Raw genomic sequence first — 18,323 nt, forward strand, 5'->3', positions numbered from 1 at the left:
CCGCCGCACGCGTCCGATGACGTGCTTCACCAACGTCGCCAGTTGCGAGCGCATTGTTTATGCGATCTTCCAGGCTACGAACAGACGCCAGGCGAGACGCTCTCCCTCACGGGAATTTACACAAAAGACTTGACACTACCCATAAACTGTTTGAACGCACTGCGCTCGGCCTCAATCGCCTGCATCCGCTTCTCGTCGTTGAGCGGACAGGATTGATCGGGGTTGCCGAACCCCCATTCCGTCAGCCAGCACGGCTTGGTGCCTGGTCCGCACTCCGCGAAAATCTTCTTCTGTTCAAGCTCCGAAATGCGTGCCGAGATCGACCTGCGCGGATCGCCGTTCGCATAGACATGCACGCCATAACCATCAACCAGTTTGTCCATGCCGTATTGACGCAGAAACTGACTCGTATCCGGGACACTCACGCCCACCTTCCTGTCCCAGGGCGTGGGTGACGGCAGCCCCCAATCCGCCAAGCCAGCCAAGAGAATGGGCGTGGCCGTGTTCAGTTTGGAATGGTCCCGCACAACCTGCAGCGCCGCCATGACCTCGAGATACGCTCGATATCCGCCGGCGACTACGTGCGCTTCAGGATCATAGGGATTGTTGAGGTCCGATATGCCCAGCACGCGTCCGCCCCCGGGGTCGGCAAGATCACCGTTGTAGCCTGAGGTGTCGATCTCATTGCCAAGCTCAATGGCGGTGAGACGCACGCCGGCCGTCTCCAACTCGTCGAGCAGTGGTTGAAACCACTCGCGGAACCCCTGTGGGTGGGATTCCGAAAGCGGGATTTCTGCCCACGGCCCCTTCAGCGTGGCCTTGGACCCATTGAAGGGATACACGATCACCACGGAACCTATGCCGTGCTGAAACGCCTGGGTGATGAAATAGATCGTGTTGGCACCGAGACTCGTCCGTATGATCTTCACGCCGGTTTGCGCCAACCGCGCGATTTCCACGTCCTGAGCGGTGCGGGAGATGAATCCTTCGTTGTACACATTCACCCCAACGACGACGCCGCCGGCCTGACCGGCGTGACCGGGGCGAACGCCACACAGGATGCAGACCATCACAATGGCCCCGAATCTCCGCATCGCGGTCTCCCCTTGTTGATGTGGGCGTGGCCTTCGACGCGGTGGCTCTGGTTCTTCGATTCACAAGCAAGCGTGCCCGCGTGGGATCTCCGGGCGTCGCGGGAGGATTCGCGAGGGCCGAGGACGAACGTGCGTTCGCGAACAGCTGTTAGCCTGCGCTGAAGCCTGTCGCGGGTGATCCGCGCATCATCATGACGCCGGTGAACGCACCAGGGGGCGACGCATGACATTGGAGCAGATCCTCGACGCCTATCGAACGCGTCCTCGTTTCGCGCCGCAGTTCACGGCGTGGCACACGCTTCCGGCGAAGCCTCCCCAATACGCTGACTTTCCGGGCGGCGTTGACCCCCGCTTGCGCCAGGCGCTCGCCGGGTGCGGCATCAGCCGGCTCTATACGCATCAGGCTCGAGCATTCGACGACATCGGCGCGGGACGCGACGTCGTCGTCGTCACCCCGACGGCTTCCGGCAAGACGCTCTGCTACAACCTCCCCGTGCTCGACGCGATCCTCCGCGGGGGCGGGCCGCGTGCGCTGTACCTGTTTCCGACGAAAGCCCTTGGGGCTGACCAGGTGGACGAACTGCAGCAGCTTATCGCGGCACTCGGCGTCGAGATCGGCGCATACACGTACGACGGGGACACGCCCGGCGACGCGCGCCGCACGATCCGCGCGGCCGGGCACATCGTGGTCACAAACCCGGACATGCTTCACACCGCGATCCTGCCGCACCACACGAAGTGGCTCCGCCTGTTCGAGAACCTCCGGTACGTGGTGCTCGACGAGCTGCACCACTACCGGGGTGTGTTCGGATCGCACCTGGCGAACGTGCTGCGACGGCTCATGCGCATTTGCCGGTTCTACGGGAGCACCCCGCAGTTCATCTGCTGCTCGGCGACGATCGGCAACCCCGGCGAACACGCGGCGCGTCTGATCGGCCGGCCCGTGACCGTACTGGACGAGAGCGGGGCCCCGAGCGGCGAGCGCACGATCGCGGTCTACAACCCGCCGGTCGTGAACCCGGCGCTCGGCATTCGGCGGGACGCGGTGCGGGAGTCGGTCGCGCTGACCGAGGAACTGTTGAAGGGCCGCGTCCAGACGATCTTCTTCGCGCGGACACGGCTCCGGGCGGAGCTGTTGACCACATACCTGCGCGAGACCGCCCGGCGCCACCACCTCGATCCCGACGCGATCTGCGGATATCGGGCGGGCTACCTCCCGAACGAGCGGCGGAAGATCGAGGCCGGGCTCCGCAGCGGCGCGGTGCGCGCCGTGGCGGCGACCAACGCGCTCGAGCTCGGCATCGACATCGGCCAGCTCTCGGCGGCCGTGCTCGTCGGCTACCCGGGGACGATAGCGAGCACGCGACAGCAGATGGGGCGTGCCGGACGCCGAGCCGACCGCTCGCTCGCGGTGCTCGTCGCGACGAGCGGAGCCCTCGACCAGTTCATCGCGACGCATCCCGGCTATCTGTTCGACCAGCCCGTCGAGGAGGCTCGAATCAACCCCGACAACCTTCTCGTGCTGGCCAGCCACGTGAAGTGCGCGGCGTTCGAGCTGCCGGTGCGCGACGGCGAGACGTTCGGTCCAAGCACGCTGCCCGAGATCCTGGCGTACCTGGAGGAGCAGGGCGTGCTGCACCACGACGCCGACGCCTGGCACTACGTGGCCGACGCGTACCCTGCCGAGGGGATCAGCCTCAGGAGCGCGAGCGAGGAGAACGTCGTGATCATTGACACGACGGAGCCCCGGCCGCGCGTCATCGGCGAGATTGACCTCCCGTCCGCGCCGGCGTTCGTGCACGAGGACGCGATCTACATCCACTTGGGACAACAGTTCCACGTGGACCGCCTCGACTGGGACGAGCGCAAGGCGTACGTCCGGCGCGTGGACGTCGACTACTACACCGACGCGCAGATCGCGGTGGGCGTGCGGGTGCTGGAAGAGTTCGCGCACGAACGGGACGCGGCCCACGGAGAGGCGGCCGTGACGTTCCGGCCGACGATCTTCAAGAAGCTGCGGCTCGCCACGCACGAGAACGTTGGCTTCGGGACGATCCACCTACCGGAGACGACCCTGCACACCACCGCAGCGTGGTGGGTGTTCCCGCGGGGCCGGGTCCCCGAGATGGACACCGACGCGCTCCAGGGTGCGCTGTTGGGTGTGGCGCACGCGCTCCAGAACGTTGCGCCCCTCTACCTGATGACCGACCCGCGAGACCTCGGCTCCACCGTGGAGATTCGATCGCCGCACACGGGCGAGCCGACGGTGACCCTGTTCGAAGAGGTCCCCGGCGGCGTCGGCCTCGCGGAACGGTTGTTCGCTCTACGCGGGGAACTGCTGGACGCCGCGGCGTCGCTCGTCGAACGCTGCGGCTGCGCGCAGGGGTGCCCGTCGTGCGTGGGTCCCGTCCTTGAGCTCGGCCCGGAGGCGAAGCGGCGCACGCTGCATCTCCTCCAGCATGTCTGTGTGCCCGCCTGAGCCCGCGCTTCCCACGACCGCGCCGGACAGCGTCCGGGAGCGGCTGCGGCGCCTCGGCGTAGGCGGCGCGGGGCGCGTCCCTGCACCTCCCGCCACGACGAGCCGCGCGCCGGCGCCGATCGCCTCCGTCGCGCGCCCGGCGCCGGTGGGCGACGGCGTCGAAGTGGTGCGGGCCACGTTCGGACGCGGGCACCGGCACGGACGGTGCGTCCTGGGCGACACGCTCCGCACGCTCGCCGACGTGGACGACTTGGCGCACACCGTCTGGCTCGATACCGAGACGACCGGCCTGGCCGGGGGCACCGGGACGTACGCGTTCCTCGTGGGGCTCGCGTATCTTGACGACGATCGGCTGGTCATCGAGCAACTGTTGCTCAGGCGCCTCTCCGCCGAGCGCCATCTCCTCGCGGCGTTGGCGGAACGGTTGGGGCGGGCGCGGCGCTTGGTCACGTTCAACGGCCAGCGGTTCGACTGGCCGATCATCGAAGCCCGGTTTGTGCTCGCGCGGCAACAGCCGGCCGCGTTCGTCGTGCACACGGATCTGATCCATCCGGCTCGCCGCCTGTGGCATCGCGTGCTCGGGACGCATCGCTTGAGCGCGCTTGAAGCCGAGGTGTTGGGCGCGCCGCGGTACGATGACGTGCCCGGATGGGAAATTCCCGGGATCTATGTTCGGTATCTCCGCGACACGGACCGCTCCGCGTTGAACCCGATCCTCGTCCACAACCGGTCCGATCTGCTCGCGTTGGTGCTGCTGCACGGAGAGGTCGCGCGGATCCTGCGCTCGCCGCATGACGCCGGGGTGCCGCTCGACTGGGAGGGGACCGGCGTGCTCGTGGGCCGGCGGGGCGCGCACGCCACGGCGATCGAGTGTTTCGAGCGGGCGCTCGACGCCACCGATCGGCCCGGCGACCGGTGGCGGGTGCTACAGAAAGTCACGCGCGCCCACCGGGCCGCAGGCGACGCAGACGCCGCCCGGAGGCGGTGGGAGACCGAGGCCGCCACCTGGACGGAACCCGACCGGCTGCGCGCGCACGTGCTCGAGGAAGTCGCGAAAACGCGCACGAAGCGCGGTGATCTCGCGGGTGCGCTGGCGGCCACGCGCGAGGCGCTCTCGATCGCGGAGTCGTTTCCCGCCGGAATCAGGGGGCTGCTCGGAAAAGACCCTGCCGCGCTGTCACGCCTCGCCGATCGTCTCCGGGTGCGACTCGTGAGGCTCGGCGAGCGTGACGGGTAGGCGCCCGCGGGGTTGGAGAGTCCCGGCCAGCACTCGTGCCGCGGCGCGGAGCGACGCGGGGTCGGACCCGTACACGGCCAGGCACCCGATGTCGCGGGGGAGACGCGCGAGCCCGTAGGGGACGCCCACCGCCACCGCCGCGACCGGCCCTCCGGCGACCGCACGACGCACGATCGTGCCGAGCGTGTCCGCCGCGGTCCCGCCGTTTCCGACGTCCCGTCCGACCACCAACACCAGCGCGCTGCCCCTCGGGATCGCGTCGGCGCCGAGCGGGACGGGGACCGCCTCCCGCCCGACGGCCCGTAACGCGGCCGCGAGCCGCTCGGGCACACCCGACGCCGCGTCCGCGAGCACCGCCACTGCGATCGGGCCGGGGGGGAGAGGGACCGCCGACCGGCCGCCGCGCACGAGCGTGACCGCCGCTTCCGCGGCGTGGTCGGCAACGTCGCGATGGGCTGACGCCCCGACCTCTGAGGCGGCCTCGTCCGGGTTGACGGTCGCCCGCTCCATGAGGCCGAGCCGCCGTTTCGCCGCCTCGATCCGTGCGGCGGCCTCCGCGATGCGCGACGCGGGAATGTGCCCGTCGGCGACCGCGCGTCGGACCGCGTCGATCGCCTCCTGCTGCGCCGCGACGGGCCCGCATGCGAGCACGATGTCCACGCCGGCCAGGATCGCCTGCACGGCCGCGTCGCCGGGGGACAGCCGGTCCGTGATCGCGCGCATCGCCATCGAGTCAGTCACGATGAGGCCGGAGAACCCGAACCGTTCGCGAAGCACGCCGAGCACGCGCGGGGACAACGTCGCGGGCCGGTCCGGGTCCAGCGCCGGATAGACGACGTGCGCGGACATCACCGCGCCGACGCCCGCTCGCATCGCTGCCACAAACGGTGGGAGCTCGATCGCGTCCAGATGCGCCGACGGGTGGGCCACCACCGGGAGATCGAGGTGCGAGTCCGTCGCGGTGTCGCCGTGCCCGGGAAAGTGCTTCGCCGTCGCGAGGACGCCGGCGGCTTGCGTGGCGCGGACCACCGCGCTGCCGAGCCGCGCGACGAGCCGCGGGTCCTCGCCGAACGACCGGACGCCGATGACGGGGTTCGCGGGGTTGTTGTTGACGTCCACGTCCGGGGCCATGTTCATGCGAATCCCGACCGCGCGCAGTTCGCGGGCCGTAACGCCGGCGGCCGACGCCGCGAGCGCCTCGCTCGCGGCCGCGCCGAACGCCATCGCGCTCGGGAAGTGGGTGGCTTCCCGGGGGAGGCGGGTCACGGGTCCGCCCTCCTGGTCGGCGCTGACGAGCAGCGGCGCGTGTCCGGCCCCCGTCGCGATCTCCTGCAGCGCGTTCGTGAGCGCGGCTACCTGGTGTGCCGAATCGACGTTCTTGACGAACAGGATCACACCGCCGACGCCCTCGCGCTCGATCAACCGGACGACGTCGGCGTTCGGGACGTAGCCCGTGAAGTCCACCATGAACAGTTGACCGATCGAGGCGTGCGCGTCCATCGGGTTGCATGATACTCTCGAACCACGACACGCGTCAACGTGCCCCGTGAGCAGGAATCGTTCGCCCGGTGCTGGGAATCCCATACGCCGGTGCGCGTGTCGGGCCCGCCGGCGAATCCGTAGCGAGACGGAGGGACCCATCGTGGCGATGCCCCCCGCGCAGCGCATGACACCGAGACGCCGGGTGGCTCTGCTGCTCGGTGGTTCCGCAGGGTACCTGGACGCGGTCGGCTACCTCACGCTTGGGCTGTTCACCGCGAACATGACCGGGAACACCGTCCTGCTCGGCATCTTCGCCGGCGAAGGGCGGTGGAGCGCTGCCGGACGCGCTCTGCTTGCGCTCGCGCTGTTCTTTGTCGGCGCGACGCTGGCCGGGGTGGCGGCACGGCGTCAGATTCGGCTGGCGGGTCTGCTAGCCGCAGAGGCCGCGGCGCTCCTCGCGGGCCTCGCGTACTGGGACGCGGCCCTCGGACGAGCGCGCGGGACGGTCGAGGCCCCCGGGGCGCTCGCGCTGATCGCGCTGTTCAGCATCGCGATGGGCATCCAGAGCGCGGCGGTGCGCCGGGTGGGCGAACACCGGATCTCCACCACGTACGTGACCGGAACGCTGACCAGCTTGGCCACCGACGTGGCGGCGGATTTGCTGACCGGCGCAAGACGCCGCGGTCAAGGCGTCGAGGGCCGCGCGCGTCAAGGGGGCACGGCGCTCCTGGCGGGTGTGTGGGGATCGTACCTGGCCGGGGCGCTCACCGGCGGGTTTGCGGAGTTCCGCTGGGGTCTGTGGGCGCTCGCGGCACCGACCGCCGTGTTGACGAGCATGGCGGTCTGGGACCTCTGGGGAACCGGCGCGTCAGGCGGCCGGTGAGGTCGCGGCCCCCGAGGAACTATCGGGCTGGCCGCAGGCGCTAAGATCGTCGTGCCCGAAGCGGCGACAGGGCGCCGCCGCGGAAGGAGAATCGACGACTCGTCTGTCTTGTGGGGTGAGGGCGCGCCGCCGCGCGGTCGGGTGTGTCGCCTGCGCAACGCTGTGCGCCGTCTTCGCCTGCAGCCTCGCGGCCACGACGGTGTGGCCCCAACCGCTCGTCGCCCCGTGGGACGTGTTGCGGCGCGCCGCCGCGGCCAACGACCGCCCATCCACGGGGGCAGAGCGTGCCCGCAGCCCACTAGCGGCCGATCCTGGACGCGTCGTGTACCGCGTGCGGCCGCGCGAGACGGATCCCCAGATCGTCCGCTTCCTCCGGGATCACGACGTGGTTTACGATCGCACGGTCCCGCAGAACGGGAAGCTGTTCGTGTTTCTTCCAGGCACCTGGGGCCGCCCGGTCGCGTATCAACGGATCTTGGACGAGGCCGCGCGCGCGGGGTACAAGGCGATCGGGCTCGAGTATGCTGACGACACCTTGGACCCGAAGGCCAGCGCGGTCGGGCAGATCTGCCTGCGGAATCCCAACCCCGGCTGCAGCGCCCGCGTCCGCACCGTTCGGATCCTGGGGGGCGCGGCGGACGGCGTGATCGTCGCTCCGGCCGACGGCCTTCAGAACCGGCTCGAGAAGTTGCTCGCGTATCTTGCGCAGGAGCACCCTGCAGACGGGTGGGACCGGTTCCTGCTCAACGGCCGTGTCGCATGGGACCTCGTCGCGATCGGCGGCCACTCGCAGGGAGCAGGCATGGCGGCGTTCCTGGCCAAGACCCACACCGTGGCCAGGGTCGTGCTGTGGTCCGGGCCCGCCGACTACGTCGTGGCGACGCACAGCATGGCGCCGTGGCTCTCGGCGCCGAGCGCCACTCCGTCCGACCGGTGGTACGGTGTTGTGCATCGCGATGAGGCCGGTGCGGCGGCGCTGCTCGCCGCCTACACGACGCTCGGGATCCCCGGAACGCCCGTGGTTGCCGACGGGCCGATCCCGCCGCGCGGCACCCACCAGTTTGTCGTCACGCTGCCGCCGCGTCTCAACCCCGCCGCGCCCGTGTTGCCGGCGATCGCGAACGCATACCACGGCAGCGTGGCGGCGGATGCGCGGACGCCGATCGATGCGGCCGGGCGGCCGGTGTATGCTCGGCTGTGGCGCACGATGGTCGGACCGTAGGTCCCTTATTTGTGGGGTACCCGACGCGTGTGATCATCGGGACAGCGGACCGAGGAAGTCGCCTACGGTTGGGCCGCCCTGGACGCGTTCCTACGAGCGGAGCGGGGCAGCTGATCCCACTCGCGCGGGAATGGTCCGCCGAACCGGGCGCGCGCGGGGTCACCGGGTACCTCGTGTCGGTTATCCACACGATACTAGCCACATTGTCCCGAAATCGCGCGAACGGAGTTTCCGGATTGCCCGGTGCGCGGGGGCATGCTATAAGTAATGGTGGAGGCGCAAGCCCTCCGGCGAGTGAGCCGACTCAAACGCTCGCGCACGTGGACGCCGAAAGCTGGTCAAGTGTACTTCGGGGGTAACCCCGGAGAACGGCTGACGGGCAGTAGGCACCGGCGGCGAGGGCCGAAGACGGTGAGAAGCCGGTTGGACGAGCGCCTCCCGATTTTTTGGTCGGAACGCTCGCCGATCCATGCAACATGCGGAGCGACACCGTGGGACCGTTCAACTTCCTCGTGACGCCGACGGAGGTCCAGGTGCGCATCGGCTCATGGGTCGTGCGGCGAATCCTCGTGAGCGACATCGAGCGGGTCGAGCAGGCGCGTGGTCTTCGCGTGCCGCTGTGGAACGAACACTGGTGCAACTTCTGGCCGTCCCGCTTCGTCGTGCTGCGCCGCCGCAGCGGGTGGGTACGCTCGTTCATCATCAATCCGCCGGACACGACCGGATTCATCGAGGATTTGCGGCGTCTCGAACCCGAGCGATTCGGCGCTGGCTAGCGGGGCGGTCCACATCATCCAACCCGGGGATCCCATCCCAGCACGGCGCAACGCCCCATCGGTTCCCCGCGCTCGCCGGGGCGGCCGTCATCGTTCCCGCGTCAGACGCGCCGGCGCGTTGAGCGTCTAGGTCGTCGACGCCGGTCCTCCGAGGTCGGCGGCGAACATCGCTTCCATCTCGCGGCGCACCCGCACCGGCTCGCTGCTCTCGTCCACCACGACATCGCTCCATCGCACGACGGCCCCGCTCGTGACCGCGCGGCGCAGCGTGACGCCGTCCGCGAGCCCGATCGGCAGGCCGCCCACTCGGAGGCTCTCGGCGGCCGGCAGGAGTTTGCCCCACACGGTAAACCCGCCTTCACCGTCGAGCAGCGTGCCGGCGGCGAGGTCGCGCTTCGCGGTCGCGACGACGTCGCCCCGGAATCCCGTGGGCGCGCCCGTGGGCTCGCCGCGGAGGCCGACGCTGGCGACGGAGACGCCGAGCTCGAGTCCGACGAGGTGGGAGGGCCGGTACAGCGCGGCGTAGCGACCCTCGGGGTCGGTCGCGATTCCGTACTCGGCGAAACACCGCCTGACATAATCGGACGCCGCCTCAAATACTACGTACACGCCCCACCGCAGATTGCGCGGCACCGGCGTGCCGTCCCGCGCGACGCTCGAGACGACCTCGACCTGCCCCTTGTGGCGAAGCGCACCGCCGTCGGTCTCGGGACGCAGCACCCGCGGGAGGTCATCGATGGCGCACGGCGGGAAGCGCAGCCCGTCGGGCGCCGGTGTGAGGCCCGTCGCGTTCGCCACGGCCGCCATCTCGATGCCCGACTTCGTCCCATCGATGAATGAGTTGAACATTTGCGGGTTCATGCCGCCGAGCCGCGCCTGCTCCGCGCTGAGACCGTAGTGGGTCCACACGGTCTCCGGCGTCGACTGGTGGTAAGCCGGTAGGTACTTGGTGCCTTTCCCCGCGGCGACCACCTCGAATCCGCACGTGCGGGCCCAGTCGACCTGCTCGACGATGAGCGCCGGTTGGTCGCCGTACGCGAGACTGTACACGACCCCACCCGCTTTGGCCTTGCGGGCGAGCCACGGGCCGGCGAGCGCGTCGGCCTCGACGTTCACCATCACGATGTGCTTCCCGTTGGCGATCGCCGCGAGCGCGTGCGCGATGCCGGCCGGGGGATGACCGGTCGCGTCGATCGCCACATCAACCGCCGGATGTTGGATCAACACCGTCGCGTCATCCCCGACCCACGTCGTGCCCTGATCTACGGCGTCGCCGGGGGAACGCGCGGCGAGGCGTTCCGCGGGCCAGCCGACGCGCTGCAGGTTCGCCCGCGCACGCTCGGGCGCCAGATCCGCGACGCCGATGAGATGCAGCCCGGGGGTGCGCCGGATCTGCGAGAGAAACATCGACCCGAACTTCCCGGCGCCGATCAGGGCGACGCGAAGCGGCGTGCCCGCCGCCTCGCGCTCGAGCAGACGCTGATGCAGATTCATGGACGTTGCCCTCCCGTGCCCCCAACTTCCTGAAGGAGTCCAGAAGGCCCTGCCCGTCGGTCGCGCCGACGGCGAGGCATCTGCGCCTGTCCATCTTTCGGGCGCACGCAGGCTCATTGACGTCCTCTACGTGGGCGTGACGGTCAGGCGAGGGGAGGTCGGCGCGGACGGTCGAACGCGGTTTCGCCTTGCAGCCGAAGCCGGAACGCGCGTATGATGCGACTGAGATGAAGCTGATTCTTGCCGTCGTGACGCAGCGGGACGCACCGGTCGTAATGGAGGCGCTGGTGGCGGCAAAACTGCAGGTCACCAAGCTCGCCAGCATGGGCGGCTTCTTGAAGAAGGGGAACGTGACCCTGCTGATCGGGACGGAGGACGCCCAGGTCGATGACGCGCTCCAGGTGATCACGCGAACGCGTCCCTCGCGGGAGCCAGCCGGGCCCACCGACGGCGGCATCGCCTTCGTGCTCAAGGTGGATCGGTTGGTCCGGGTCGACGCGGGCACGACCGAGTCGGTGCTCACCGACTAAGCCCAGGCCGGGCAGGGCGTCGACCGGCCGGGCGGAGGCGCCGTGCGCCGGCCCGATACCGCCGGTACGGCGCGAACCCCAGTTTTCCGTAGAAGCCCAGGAGGTTCGTCCAGTCGATCACCATCTCGTCGGCGCCGAGTGCCGCGAGGTGCGCCACCGAGCGATCGAGGAGCGCGAGGCCGAGACCGCGGCCCCGAATCGCCGGCGACACGCCCATCGGCCCGAGTCCCGCGACGCGGGTCGCGGCCCCGCCGCCGGGGTCCACCGGCGACCAGGCAATACTCGGACCGAGCCACCGGGCGTCGGGCGGGAAGAGGTGGGCGAAGCCGAGCACCACGCTCCCGCGCACGATACCCATCACGTCTCCAATCGGCCCGCCGCCGTCGAGGAACCGCGCCACCGTGTAGCGCCATCGGCCCGGGAACGTCGCGTCGAGGAACGCGAGGAGGCCGGTGCGGTCGCGCGGCTCGAGAGGCCGGATCTCCAGGTCCGGATTGGCGCAGCGGACCGCCGCCACGGCGGCCGGGGTCTTGTAGTCGCGCAGCCGGCGCCGGAGATCGTAGGCGTCGCCCCGCAGCGTGTAGCTTCGGGCTGCGAAGAACGGCGCCGCGCCGGTGTCGTCGGGCACGCCGGGGAAGAAATGCGCCGGGTCGCCACCGAGCACCGATCGGCGCCGGCCGCGGGCCCGCAGAAACGCCTCGCCGGCCCTGAGCAGCGCCGTCCCGACGCCGCGCCGCTGGCTGTGCGGACGGACGGCCAGCATGCTGATCCAGCCGCGGTCGGCGCGGAGCCCGTCCGCCCCGAGCGGCACGCGGGCGACTTTGGCGAGGCAAAAACCGATGACCAGATCGGACTGCACGGCGCGCCCCACGAGACAGCCCACGGGGTCGAAATGCGGGTCGTCCACGGTGTTCTGCCGGAAGAGCGCTTCACGCAGCGGAAACGTATCGCCCGCCGCGGCGTTCCAGACCTCGACGAGGTCCGGCACCGTCGACGGTGTAAAGGGAGACACCCGGACGACGCCGCGGACTGAACGCGTCACCGCACCCGGAGCCCCAGCTCGATGTTGAACAGGCGCCGCCAGGGGAACTCGACACGGTGGAGCTCGATCGCGCACCCGAGGCAGCGCTCGATCGGCGGGATGAATTCGCGCACGAGCCACGCGCGCGCCGCGTCCCGGCACGCCGGATACGCGTCGCCGAGATCTTGGGGCGAGGCCTCCGGATGGCCGGGCAGGACCTCGACCGCCAAGCGCTGCCGGATATCGGCCTGATAGGCCCAGTCGTCGAGCAGCCGAAGGACCGTGAACTCGCGCCCCGCGTCGCCCCGCGCGACCAGCGCCTGCGCGAGCGCCATGCCAAGCGTGTTGCTGAGCGTGTTCCATCCGCCGTACGCGCGCAGGCCGCGTGGCCACGGCGATCCGAGCACCCGCGCAACGAGCGTGCGGTCGGCCCCGTTGCTGTATCGGACGTCGGCGAGCGCGCACGGCCCCCGCGACGCGGCCTCGGCGAGGGCGTCCAGGAACGCGTCGAGGGCGCGCGCGTCGTAGGGCCGCTGGTGCGGCGCCTCCTGCTGCGCGCCGGGGAAGTTGTGGACGAACAGGGCCAGGTCCGCCTCGCCGGCGGTCCGGCGGCATCCTGCGGTCTCGACGTGCGACGTGACGGTGGCGTCCACCCCCTGGCCCTCGTAGCGGGGGATCGCGCCGAGGTTGTCGGGGTGCGAGTAGACGACGCGCACGCGCGGGCGCGCATCGCGGGCCTGGACGACGGCGCGGGCGAGCAGCCGGACCGCGAGTTCATCGGTCCCGTACGTCACCCATGCGCGGGAGGAGGCGCCGCGCTCCCGCACCGCGGTCTCCACGGCGCCGAGATCGCGCCGGGTCCAGCCGTACTCCGCCGCGTCGTCCTGCCCCACGAGGAGCGCGTCCAGCACGCCGTCCGCGGCGAGGTCCACGAGCACGAGCAGCACGGCAAGGTTCCTCGCGCGCCGCCAGCGGACGTCCGCGAGCACGGCCGGGGGGACGGCCGCCCGAGCGGCCGCCGCGCGGGCCTGGGACTCGGGGTCGTGCGTGCGGCCGTACCGATCGGCGTGGTAGCTGTGGGCGAAGATGTCGGGACCGTACGTCGCCCAATAGTCCGGCTCCTCGGAGCTGTCGGCGGTGGACGGCAGCCGCATGTTGCTGGCGGTCAGGAACAGCCGCCGGTGGGGGGCCAACCGCCGGGCCTCGCGCCACCGGCGGGCGAGCGCCACGCACCGGTCGAGCGGCTCGCGGCCGATGCGGGACGGCACCAGCCCGCCATACACGAGGAGCTCGGCCGAGGCGACGAGCAGGTCCGCGTCGCTGCCGTCGCCCTGGACCCACTCCCACAGGGCGTCGACATCGGCGGGCCGCTTGAGGTCCCCGAGCCGCTCGCGCGGCGGCGTGATGACGTCGAGCCCCGCGGCGGCCGCGAGCGCGAGGAACGCGTCACGCGTCACCGGGCGGTTGTCCAGGGGGAGAAACGCGACCCTCACTTGACGGCGCCGAGCATGATGCCGCGGAGGAAGTACCGCTGGAGGAAGAGGAACAGCACGATCACGGGCACGGTCATGAGCACGGCGCCCGCGGCGATGTACCGGGTATTGGTCGCAAACAACCCCGACAGATACAAGAGGCCCACGGCCAGCGGGTAGTGGTCGGGCGACTTGAGCACGATCAACGGCCACAGAAACGCGTTCCAATACCCGGTGAACTCGACGATCGCGAGGGTCGCGAGCGCCGGCGTGACGAGCGGCAGCATGACCTGGGCCCACAAGCGGAGCTCGCCGGCGCCATCGATCCGCGCCGCGTCCTCGATCTCCTGCGGAACGACGAGGTAGGCCTGGCGCAGCAGAAAGATCCCGAAGATGCTCGCGGCGCTCGGCAGGTACACCGCCGCGTAGGTGTCGATCAGGTGGAGGCGCATCAGCGTCACGAAGTTCAAGATCAGCCCCATGTGCTGCGGGAGCATCAGGCTGCCGACGATCGCATAGAAGATCGCGTCGCGCCCGGGGAACCGCATCCGCGCAAGCGGGTACCCTGCGAGCGCGCTCACGAGCAGGGTGAGCGCGATGCCGACGCCCGTGATGTACACGGTGTTGGCGAAGAAGCGCGCGAACGGCATCGTGCTCAGCACGCCCGCGAAGTTCTCCAGGGTCGCCGGTCGCGGGATCAAGACCGGCGGGAACGCGAAAATCGTGCCGGTGGCGCGGAGCGACGTGGCCAGCAGCCACAGGAGCGGGAACACCGTCACCGCCGCCAGCGCGGTGAGCCCGAGGTACGATAGGACCACGCCGCCGGATCGCCGGCGGCGGCTTGGGGACGCCGCGGTCCCCGTGCGGGTGTCAGTAATAGGTGAGCCCTCCCTGCCGCAGCAGCCGGAAGTTCGCGACGGCGAGAACGACCGTGACCGCGGCCAGCACGACGCCGAGCGCCGCGGCGTACCCCAGGTGGAGCGAGCCGAACGCCTGGTCGAACATGTAGTAGAACATCGTGTAGGTCGAGTACACCGGGCCACCGCCCGTCATGACGTACATCTCCTCGAACACCCGGAGCGCCGAGATCGCCGACAGCGTGCCGGCGAGCAGAATGCTGGGACGGAGCAGCGGGATCGTCACCCGCAGCAGTCGAGTGGTCGGACCCGCCCCGTCGATCGCGGCGGCCTCCTCGTAGGTCGCCGGGATCGCCTCGAGCCCGGCGAGGTAGATCACCATGTAGTACCCGAGGCCCTTCCACAGCGTGACGAACATTACCGCGTACAAGGCGAACGCGGGGTTCGTCAGCCAGTGCACCGGCGCGTGGATCACCCCGAGCTTGAGCAGCGCGTAGTTCACGAGGCCCGACTCGTCAAGCAGCCATCGCCACAACAGCCCGACGACCACGATCGACGTGACGACGGGCACGTAGTATGCGGCGCGAAACCACCCGATGCCGCGGAGCGGCCGGCGCACCCACAGCGCGAGCACGATCGAGCAGAACTGCAGCACCGGCACGACGAGGAGGTACTTCAGGCTGTTCTCGAGCGCGATCCAGAAGTAGCGGTCGGTCCACAGCGCCCGGAACTGCGAGACGCCGACGTAGCGAGGCGGCGAGATCACGTCGTATTCGAACAGGCTGAGCGCGGTCCCGAACACCACGGGGTAGAACGTGAACACGCCGAGCAGCAATAGCGCGGGAAAGAGAAACAGATAAGCGATCAGCGTGCGACGGACGGCCATCCCGCGGTGGGCGGCGCCTACAGCCGGCCGTCCCACTCGTGGGCCGCCCACGCGAGCGCCTGCTGCGGCGTCATCCGACCGTAGAACGCGTTCTCGATGGCGTCCTTGAAAACGCGGAACAGTTCATCGCTGTGCGGAACCACCACGGTGAGATCCCGCGCGACTCCCAATTCCCGCGCCGCGATCACCCGAGCCCGGTCCTCGGGCGTCGCCCCGCCGCGCGCGAAGAACGGGTCCGCCGCGGCCTTCCGCGTGGATGGGAAGATGACCACCTGGTGGTCGAACGCGAGCTGGTTGTCGTCGTCCGTGACGAACAGCGCGAACTGGGCCGCCTCGGTGCGGTGGCGACTTGCGAGCGGCACGACGAGCGCCATCGTCGGCAGGTCGAGGACGTTGCCCCGCCCGTGGGGGGCCGGAGCCACGAGCGTGTCCTTGTAGACGTCCGGGCTGTCGTTCTTCACGCGCAGCAGAAACTGGGGACCGGTGGTCAGCATCCCGAGGCGCGCCCCGGCGTACCGCTCGGTCGCGCCGAGGTACCCGTGCTGGAGCGTATCGTCGGGAAACATGTCGTGCTTGTAGAGGTCCACGTACGCCGCCAGGAGCGCGACGTACGCGGGGCCGCCGAACACGGCGTGCCGGCGGTCGGGACTCAAAATCGGCAGGCCTTCCTCCTGAAAAACGGCGAGCATGCGGACCCCGTCCACGTTCGGCATGAACCCGTACACGCCGGTCTTCTGCTTGATGACCGTGGCGTCGCGGATGAACGCGTCCGTGGTCGCGGGCGGGTGCTGCGGATCCAGGCCCGCGCGTTCGAACAGCGTGCGATTGTACGCGAGGACGTTCGGCACGACGTACCAGGGAATCCCGTACGTCCGCCCGCTGTACCGAAGCGATGCCCAGATGTTGGGGAAGTAGCGCGCCCGGACGTCGGCGGGCACGGCCGCGTCCATGTCCACGAGCGCGCGCGCCTCCGCCAAGCGCAGGGTCCCCTCGGTGTTGAGGTTCACGACGTCGGGGCTCACGCCGCCGGCGATCGACGCGAGCAGTTTCTGGTCGACGGCTTGGGGCTGGACGTCGATCCAGCGGACGGCGACGTCCGGGTGCGCCGCCTGATAGCGCGCGATCACCCCTTGAACGTAGCCCGTGAAGAACGGCTGGAGGGAGATCGTCCAGAACTCAAGCTGGGCGCGGGGATTCCCGGCGGCGGTCCCGACGCTCAGGAGGAGCGCAAGCGCTACGGCGGCGAGGCTGCGTCTCATGGTGGCACCAGGTCTAGTTTCGTGGTGTCGATAGGTTCACCTGCGGTCGCCGCCTCTTGGTTTCCTCATGGGGTCGGAGTTTGCGGTTTCCGTCCGTTTACCTCATCGCGACATCGACGGTGGATTGACTACCAGACGAACGGAATCAGCGCCTTTGTCCGCCGCCTATAGTCGGGGTAGTCGTTCGGAAACTGTTGTGTCATGAGCTTGTCTTCTGCGGTGATGCGCCAGAGAAAGAGCGTCCCGAGGATGACGAGGAGAAAGACCCACGCGCCGCCGCCGACGATCGCCGAACCGATGCACGCGACCAAGCCTCCACCATACATCGGATGCCGTACGTAGCGGTATGGACCCGATGTGACGAGTTCATGTCCTCGCTTGACGGAGACCGTCTGGCTCCAGTTTCGCCCAAGATGCTGCCGCGCCCGGACGAGAACGATCATACCTGCGGCGCACAACACGACGCCGATCCAACCGAGCGCCGGGGCGACAGGGGCGAAGTTGAGGAAGTGGAATATCGCAAAACGCGGAAGCACGAACGCGGCAACAATGGCGAACAGGAGACCAACGCTCTGGACCAGGTGGCCTTGAGTTTCCGGCTTGACGCCTATCGCGGACACTGTCAAGTAGATGACGAGAACGAGCCAGAACGCATCGATGAGCCAGACGAAGATCAGGGGGTGCATGCTGCTCCCCTTGTGCGTTTGATGACCGCGGCCAGAACCACCTCATCAGCTTATGCTCCCCGGGCGCTCGTGACAACAGCTTCGCCGCGGCTGCGGCGTGTCCGGCGGGACTCGGGCCTGTGTCGCGCCGCCGGCGCGCGCCGCAACGAGGGGGAGGACCGGCGCGAAGGTGCGAAAAGTCCTCGGAAACCGACGCGGAGAAACGGCCGGGCACGTGCGTGCGCGATCCCGGGCGACAGCGATCGGCGAGGGAGGCGACGCACATGCCCGGCGATACCAGCCTGTTCGATCTGAGCGGCGACGTCGCGGTTGTGACCGGCGCGCGGCGCGGCATCGGCCGGGGGCTCGCCACGGCGCTCGCGCGGGCCGGCGCGGACATCGTGGCCGTGAGCCGCAACGCGGCGACCGAACTGGCGGCGGAGGTCGAGCAGATGGGGCGCCGGTGCGTCACGATCGCCGCCGACTTGGGCGACCCCGCGCAAGTGGATCACGTGATCCCAGAGGCGACGCGCGCCTTCGGGCGCGTGGACATTCTCGTGAACAACGCCGGGATCGGCGGACGGAAGCCCGCGGTGGACGTGACGCCCGGCGAGTGGCACCAGGTGCTCCAGGTCAATTTGCACGCGGTGTTCCGCCTGTGCCAGGACGCGGCCCGCCAGATGCTGCCGCGTCGGCGCGGGAAGATCGTCAACCTCGCGTCGATGATGAGCTTCGAGGGCGGCATCCTGATCGCGGCGTACACGGCGAGCAAAGGTGCCGTGGGCCAACTGACCAAGCTGCTGGCGAACGAATGGGCGCCCCACGGGATCAACGTCAATGCGATCGCGCCAGGCTACATTGCGACCGACCTGACTCGGCCGCTCCAGGTGGACCCCGAGCGGAACCCCGCGATCCTGGCGCGGATCCCGGCCGGCCGATGGGGCCGCCCCGACGATCTCGGAGGCG

16 protein-coding genes are annotated in these 18,323 nt (G+C 69.7%); 7 read left to right on the plus strand and 9 right to left on the minus strand.

Annotated features, from left to right (window positions below; genetic code table 11):
* Positions 1–116: 116 nt before the first annotated feature.
* Positions 117–1,094 carry a hypothetical protein gene (locus tag VKZ50_08370; protein HLJ59732.1) on the minus strand — a complete coding sequence of 326 codons (978 nt, stop codon included), beginning with the start codon at positions 1,092–1,094 and terminating at the stop codon, positions 117–119.
* Positions 1,095–1,317: 223 nt separating this feature from the next.
* Here VKZ50_08370 and VKZ50_08375 point away from each other — a divergent pair, with 223 nt between their 5' ends.
* Complete coding sequence (locus VKZ50_08375; protein ID HLJ59733.1) at positions 1,318–3,573, plus strand: DEAD/DEAH box helicase; 2,256 nt, start codon at positions 1,318–1,320, stop codon at positions 3,571–3,573.
* Entirely contained in the window at positions 3,560–4,810 is a 1,251-nt protein-coding gene (locus VKZ50_08380; protein ID HLJ59734.1) for a ribonuclease H-like domain-containing protein, read from the plus strand. The genes VKZ50_08375 and VKZ50_08380 overlap by 14 nt, the downstream gene beginning before the upstream one ends.
* Here VKZ50_08380 and nagZ read toward each other — a convergent pair.
* Positions 4,751–6,310, minus strand: coding sequence for a beta-N-acetylhexosaminidase (nagZ, locus tag VKZ50_08385; GenBank protein ID HLJ59735.1), 1,560 nt, complete (start codon positions 6,308–6,310; stop codon positions 4,751–4,753). The two genes, VKZ50_08380 and nagZ, sit on opposite strands and share 60 nt — an antisense overlap.
* 148 nt (positions 6,311–6,458) lie before the next feature.
* Between nagZ and VKZ50_08390 the strand changes: the two genes are divergently transcribed.
* The 3 genes from VKZ50_08390 to VKZ50_08400 all read left to right on the plus strand — a co-directional run bounded on the left by VKZ50_08390 (position 6,459) and on the right by VKZ50_08400 (position 9,173).
* Positions 6,459–7,175: a YoaK family protein gene (locus VKZ50_08390; GenBank protein ID HLJ59736.1), complete on the plus strand. Its 717-nt coding sequence runs from the start codon at positions 6,459–6,461 to the stop codon at positions 7,173–7,175.
* Between the two features lie 199 nt (positions 7,176–7,374).
* On the plus strand, positions 7,375–8,397 hold the full coding sequence (locus tag VKZ50_08395; protein HLJ59737.1) for a hypothetical protein: 1,023 nt from the start codon (positions 7,375–7,377) through the stop codon (positions 8,395–8,397).
* Between the two features lie 476 nt (positions 8,398–8,873).
* A complete protein-coding gene (locus tag VKZ50_08400; GenBank protein ID HLJ59738.1) occupies positions 8,874–9,173 on the plus strand; it encodes a hypothetical protein in 300 nt (99 codons plus the stop codon).
* Between the two features lie 126 nt (positions 9,174–9,299).
* On the opposite strand, the gene VKZ50_08405 is transcribed toward VKZ50_08400, so the two are convergent.
* Positions 9,300–10,667: an SAF domain-containing protein gene (locus tag VKZ50_08405; GenBank protein HLJ59739.1), complete on the minus strand. Its 1,368-nt coding sequence runs from the start codon at positions 10,665–10,667 to the stop codon at positions 9,300–9,302.
* Positions 10,668–10,894: 227 nt separating this feature from the next.
* On the opposite strand from VKZ50_08405, the gene VKZ50_08410 reads away from it, so the two are divergent.
* Positions 10,895–11,197 carry a cyclic-di-AMP receptor gene (locus VKZ50_08410; protein HLJ59740.1) on the plus strand — a complete coding sequence of 101 codons (303 nt, stop codon included), beginning with the start codon at positions 10,895–10,897 and terminating at the stop codon, positions 11,195–11,197.
* Here the strand turns inward: VKZ50_08410 and VKZ50_08415 are convergent.
* From VKZ50_08415 to VKZ50_08440, 6 genes are all read right to left on the minus strand, one after another.
* Positions 11,187–12,239 carry a GNAT family N-acetyltransferase gene (locus VKZ50_08415; GenBank protein HLJ59741.1) on the minus strand — a complete coding sequence of 351 codons (1,053 nt, stop codon included), beginning with the start codon at positions 12,237–12,239 and terminating at the stop codon, positions 11,187–11,189. The genes VKZ50_08410 and VKZ50_08415 overlap by 11 nt on opposite strands.
* Positions 12,236–13,711: a DUF4127 family protein gene (locus tag VKZ50_08420; GenBank protein ID HLJ59742.1), complete on the minus strand. Its 1,476-nt coding sequence runs from the start codon at positions 13,709–13,711 to the stop codon at positions 12,236–12,238. The genes VKZ50_08415 and VKZ50_08420 overlap by 4 nt, the downstream gene beginning before the upstream one ends.
* Positions 13,708–14,508 carry a carbohydrate ABC transporter permease gene (locus VKZ50_08425; GenBank protein HLJ59743.1) on the minus strand — a complete coding sequence of 267 codons (801 nt, stop codon included), beginning with the start codon at positions 14,506–14,508 and terminating at the stop codon, positions 13,708–13,710. Before VKZ50_08425 ends, VKZ50_08420 begins: the two co-directional genes overlap by 4 nt.
* 52 nt (positions 14,509–14,560) lie before the next feature.
* Positions 14,561–15,469: a sugar ABC transporter permease gene (locus VKZ50_08430; protein HLJ59744.1), complete on the minus strand. Its 909-nt coding sequence runs from the start codon at positions 15,467–15,469 to the stop codon at positions 14,561–14,563.
* A complete protein-coding gene (locus VKZ50_08435; protein HLJ59745.1) occupies positions 15,451–16,692 on the minus strand; it encodes a sugar ABC transporter substrate-binding protein in 1,242 nt (413 codons plus the stop codon). The genes VKZ50_08430 and VKZ50_08435 overlap by 19 nt, the downstream gene beginning before the upstream one ends.
* 128 nt (positions 16,693–16,820) lie before the next feature.
* Entirely contained in the window at positions 16,821–17,378 is a 558-nt protein-coding gene (locus VKZ50_08440; GenBank protein HLJ59746.1) for an isoprenylcysteine carboxylmethyltransferase family protein, read from the minus strand.
* A gap of 263 nt (positions 17,379–17,641) precedes the next feature.
* On the opposite strand from VKZ50_08440, the gene VKZ50_08445 reads away from it, so the two are divergent.
* The coding region (locus VKZ50_08445) for an SDR family NAD(P)-dependent oxidoreductase (GenBank protein ID HLJ59747.1) at positions 17,642–18,323 on the plus strand (682 nt) is incomplete at its 3' end.

It is taken from the genome of bacterium (genome assembly GCA_035295165.1).
In the GTDB taxonomy this organism is placed as follows: Bacteria; Sysuimicrobiota; Sysuimicrobiia; order Sysuimicrobiales; family Segetimicrobiaceae; genus JAJPIA01.